Source organism: Caldisericia bacterium (assembly GCA_030018355.1).
Lineage (GTDB): Bacteria > Caldisericota > Caldisericia > B22-G15 > B22-G15 > JAAYUH01.
Genome location: JASEFN010000010.1, coordinates 1 through 3,272 on the forward strand (window position 1 = coordinate 1; position 3,272 = coordinate 3,272).

Consider the following 3,272-nt stretch of genomic DNA (forward strand, 5'->3'; position numbering starts at 1 on the left):
CACCAAGAGATTCTGAGACTATCCTTATTGGAACAAAAACTCTTCCAGGAGGAAGAAGAAGTGGTGGTGAATCCATAATAAATGGAACAGAATTTATATAATAATTTGATTTATTAACCCACATTGTTAAAGAGACATCATATAGAGTTATCATAACCTTTTTCTCATTTCCATCCCAAACAACTGTTCCACCAATAGATTCTGAAATAAATCTTAAAGGCACATAGGTTCTTCCATTTCTTATAAAAGGTGCAGTATCAAGTTTAATCTCTTTTCCATTGACGAATGCTATTGATTTTCCTATATAAAGAAATATTTCTTTCTTCTCAATTCTATAAACTGCCCTTGATGCTTTTGTTTCATTTCCTGCTAAATTGAATATCTTTCAAAAGAAAAAGCAGAAAAATTATATGAAGTTCATAAAGGTAAGGATTTTTTTGAAAAACTTGTAAATTTTATGATTTCTGGTCCTATACTTGCAATTGAAGTTGAGGCTCCTAATGCAATTCTTCTTATGAGAAAACTTATTGGTGCTACAAAGCCAGAAGAAAGAGAGATGGGGTCAATTAGAGGAGACCTTGCAATAGATCTTACAGAAAATCTAGTTCATGCTTCAGATTCAAGAGAAAATTATGAATTTGAAAGAAAAGTTATTTTTGGGGAGTAAATTATACGATTATGAAGCATATTTGTTAAGTGTTTTAAATAAAAAAGATGAGGCAATTAAAATCTTAAATGAAGCAATTGATTTTGGATTCTGTTAGTCAATTAAAAAATGAATTTTGAAAAAAATTTTGATTCAATTAAAGATAGCAAAGAATATAAAAAATTTTTGGAGAAAATTAAAATAATTGAGGAAAGAGAAAAGACTTTAGTAAAAAGAGAATATTTAATTTTTGAACCATCGAATTTTGAAGAGAACAAAAAATAACCAGTAGACCATTTTTATAAAATTACATATGAACTTAATAATGAATTAACTAAAGAAAAATTTTATAATACATAATAACATGATAGATAAGTACAACCCGTTGTTATTTTATGAATAAATAATGAATCATTTAATGATATAGTTGCTCATCCTCATTCTATTTTGCATTATATACTCCTGTTTTATATGTACTAGGAGGTTAACTTTGCATCATAATTATACTAATCTTCCAATTTATATAGTCTTGAATAAAGATGAGCAATAAATTCAATAAAACCTTTATCTACAACCTAATAAATTGTTTTTATATTCATTCTACGAATTATCAAGTAGAATAGAATTTAAATAATCCATCTTATATGACAAATAATTTCAATTATACTCAGTTTCTTTTTTCTATTAATGCAAATGAATTATTAGGATTTAATAAAGTGAATTTAAATATTAATAAACCATTCTTTTTATAAATTTCAACTTTTATTAACTTTTTATCAAATTCATTAATTATTTATAATATAAATTGAAATTAAAAAATTTCTACTGGTTCTCTTGAAAATATACTTTAAAGGTGTTTCATAAAAATTATCTTCACTTAAAATTATATTTTTATAAACCAAAATTTTGTTTATAATAAAAATTAACAATAAAATTAATATTGTTGCTAAAACTTTTTCATTTTAACTTCCTCTTTTTTAAGATTTATTCTAAACAAATTTTCTATTCGGATAGTTTATAAACAGTAGAATATCCAATAATATAAATTGAATTATTGTCAAAATAGGGAGAATAATCAGATAAAGAATAACCAGTTAATTTCCATAATATTTTTTCTGAATTCAAATCTATAGCACATAAAAATATTTTTTTTTCTATATCAAAAAGAGATATGTATAAAACATCATTTACTATTGTCATATAAGGGCCTATTTCGTTTTCAATTTTTATTGTTCTAATGATATTTCCAGATTTTTTATCAATAATTAATATTAAATTATTTATTCCAGCATATATATTTTTATCATCAGATGCTAATAATATATTCATAGGTCTTTCATTAATATTATCAATAGTTTTAGTAGTTAAAATATTACCATTATTTATATCTATTAAATAAAATTTGAGATTAACATCCCAAGCAAAAAGAAAAACTTTATTTTTATCATAAAGAAATTTTTTATTTATAATATTTTGAATTTCTTTTTTCCATCTCATTCTTCCACTTTTTATTTCAAAACAATATAATATTTCATTAATATAATTTTGATAAAATAATAAAAAATTATGTGAAATAAAGAAAACAGGTTTTTTAATATTAGTTGGAAATTTCTTTTTATAAATATATCTTTCTTTTTTAATATCAAATGCATTAAAGATAATGTTCAAATGTTGCATTGAGGGTTTTATTGTAAAAAAATAGATTACAGAGTCTATTATAATAGGAGGAAATATAAAATCTCCATTATTATTTAATCTAAATACTATCTTACCACTTTTATAATCCAAACCTATAATTCCTAAATTATTTACTCCAATAAAAATAATTTCATTACAAATTATAGGTGTTGTTATTTCATCAACATTTTCAAAATGTACTTTCCAGATTAATTGACCACTATTAGTATTTACTGCATAAAAATTTCCTTCTTTATCAGAAAAATAGATTATTCCATTATATATTAATGGGGAGTTATTAAAGATTGGTTTATACAATACTGGTAAATTTTCAATTGGATATGGTGGATTATTAAAATACCAAATTAGTTTTGGTTTATTTTTTATTGGAATTACATTATAATAACCATTAAAAAGAGTCTCTAAAACACTCTCATCCATATTTATTTCATAATTTTTAATAATATTTTTTTCGACACAACTTAATAAAAAATTGTTAAATATAAAGAATAAAATAATAAGTGTGAGATAAAGTTTTTTATACATATCTAATATGAAGGATATATATATCCAAAATAATAAATACTAATATATCTTCCATTTAATTCTGGGGTATAAAAATTGATTATAACAAATCCATCACCATATCCATCTCTCACATAAATGTAATATCCATCAATTCCTTGATAATAACCTATTCCTGTTATCCAATGCCAATTTTGAATATCCCAATTAATTAAAATGGCTAATGGTTTATTATTATTTATTTCTATGCATATATCACCAAATTTTGGTGTATATGTCCCAGAAGTTGAAAAATGATAATCACAATTATATTCATTATGAAATGTATTAGAATGTAATTTTATTCCATTATTAAAATTTGATGGAAGTGTTCCATAAATACAACTTGTCCCCATATCATACCACAAACAAGTTGTTAATTGTG

Annotated in this window: 5 protein-coding genes; 2 read left to right on the forward strand and 3 right to left on the reverse strand. The window is 22.7% G+C overall.

The annotated features are described in order from the left end of the window. On the reverse strand, positions 1–292 hold a 292-nt coding region (locus QMD25_07030), incomplete at its 3' end, for a copper amine oxidase N-terminal domain-containing protein (GenBank protein MDI6861736.1). Between the two features lie 81 nt (positions 293–373). On the opposite strand from QMD25_07030, the gene QMD25_07035 reads away from it, so the two are divergent. Beyond that, entirely contained in the window at positions 374–667 is a 294-nt protein-coding gene (locus tag QMD25_07035) for a nucleoside-diphosphate kinase (GenBank protein MDI6861737.1), read from the forward strand. A 108-nt stretch (positions 668–775) separates the two neighbouring features. After that, complete coding sequence (locus tag QMD25_07040) at positions 776–931, forward strand: hypothetical protein (protein ID MDI6861738.1); 156 nt, start codon at positions 776–778, stop codon at positions 929–931. Between the two features lie 717 nt (positions 932–1,648). On the opposite strand, the gene QMD25_07045 is transcribed toward QMD25_07040, so the two are convergent. Both QMD25_07045 and QMD25_07050 read right to left on the reverse strand, forming a co-directional pair. Further along, entirely contained in the window at positions 1,649–2,764 is a 1,116-nt protein-coding gene (locus QMD25_07045; GenBank protein MDI6861739.1) for a hypothetical protein, read from the reverse strand. 107 nt (positions 2,765–2,871) lie between these two features. Then, positions 2,872–3,272 (reverse strand): hypothetical protein (locus QMD25_07050; protein MDI6861740.1); only part of this gene is annotated, 401 nt, incomplete at its 5' end.

Bases quoted from the DNA above. Each gene is read 5' to 3' on its own strand.
- QMD25_07045 (MDI6861739.1), bottom strand. From the start codon at position 2,764: ATGGATGAGAGTGTTTTAGAGACTCTTTTTAATGGTTATTATAATGTA.
- QMD25_07040 (MDI6861738.1), top strand. From the start codon at position 776: ATGAATTTTGAAAAAAATTTTGATTCAATTAAAGATAGCAAAGAATAT.